Below are 254 nucleotides of genomic sequence, written 5' to 3'. Positions count from 1 at the left end.
GTATGCTTGGCCTGCTTTTTTACAACGGTTTTTAAACCAACCTCACAATAATGCCATCGCTATGCAAAAAGTGTTACTGCTTGGTGAAGTTAACCTCGACGATTTAATGCAACAAGCCCAAACGCTTGATAATCATAATCCAAACGACTTAGCTCAATTGCGTAAGCTGTGCGCTGAAGTAGATGAGCGAGTTGAAGCAATTTTAGACATGGTTTTTAAAGCAGGCCTTGAACCTATTATTATTGGCGGCGGAC

General features: G+C 41.3%; 1 protein-coding gene. It reads left to right on the top strand.

From position 1 onward, the window contains the following. On the top strand, positions 1 to 254 hold a 254-nt coding region (locus SB749_RS20145; protein WP_410711871.1), incomplete at both ends, for a hypothetical protein.

Source organism: Brevibacterium sp. SIMBA_078 (assembly GCF_046534565.1).
Taxonomy (GTDB): domain Bacteria; phylum Actinomycetota; class Actinomycetes; order Actinomycetales; family Brevibacteriaceae; genus Brevibacterium.
Note: the sequence above shows the minus strand (reverse complement) of the source record. Positions and strands in the feature narration are given on the sequence as shown.